Here is a 723-nt window from a genome sequence, read left to right as displayed (position 1 = left end):
GCCCGCCTCCTCGACGCCCGCCGAGTTCGCGGCCGCGGCCGTCGACGCCGGCGTCGACGCGGAGCCGGTCGGAGACCTCACCGCCGTCTTCGAGCGGGTGCGGTACGGGGGCGAGGAGGCGACCGAGGAGCGCGAGCGCCGGGCCGCCGAGGCCCTCCGGCGGATCGAGGAGCGCCACGGGGGTGCGGAGTAGTGGTCCGGCCCCTCGTCGCCCTCGGCGTGGCGGCGGTCGCGGTCGGCTTCGTCGCCGCCGTCGACCGCGGGGTCGCGAGCGCGCTGGACCCCTCCGAGACCGTGGTCACGCTGATCGGCGCGCTCGGCGTGGTCCAGGGGCTCAGGTACGCGAACGCCAGACGGAGGCGGCGACGCGAGGCGGCCGCTCCCGGCGACCCGGAGCGGCGGGCGCCGGCCGCGGTGCCCGGCGCCGACCTCGACGAGCGGATCGAGCGGGCGACCGGTCCCGCGCGCGGCGGACACCGAGCGCGCCGACAGGTCCGCGAACGGGTCCGAGAGCTGGCGGTCGCGACCGTCGCCCGCGAGCGAAACGTCTCGGTCGAGGCGGCCGAGCGCCTCGTCGAGACCGGCGACTGGACCGGCGACGCGACCGCCGCCGCGTTCCTCGCGCGCTCGTCGTCGTACCCGGTCCGGGTCCGGCTGCGGGCGATGGTCACCGGGCGCTCGCGCTACGAGTTCGGCCTCCGGGCCGTCGTCGACGCGATCCGC

Annotated in this window: 2 protein-coding genes; both read left to right on the top strand. The window is 78.7% G+C overall.

Going from position 1 to position 723, the window contains the following annotated elements; genetic code table 11:
- Positions 1–193, top strand: a 193-nt coding sequence (locus tag DJ73_RS11360; RefSeq protein WP_141211992.1) for a DUF4129 domain-containing protein, incomplete at its 5' end; no start/stop codon positions are given.
- Positions 193–723, top strand: a 531-nt coding sequence (locus DJ73_RS11355; RefSeq protein WP_094557996.1) for a hypothetical protein, incomplete at its 3' end; no start/stop codon positions are given. The genes DJ73_RS11360 and DJ73_RS11355, both read left to right, overlap by 1 nt.

It is taken from the genome of Halorubrum sp. Ea1 (genome assembly GCF_002252965.1).
Classification (GTDB): Archaea; Halobacteriota; Halobacteria; order Halobacteriales; family Haloferacaceae; genus Halorubrum.
The sequence above is the reverse complement of the archived record's forward strand: the minus strand, read 5'-3'. Positions and strand labels throughout refer to the sequence as shown.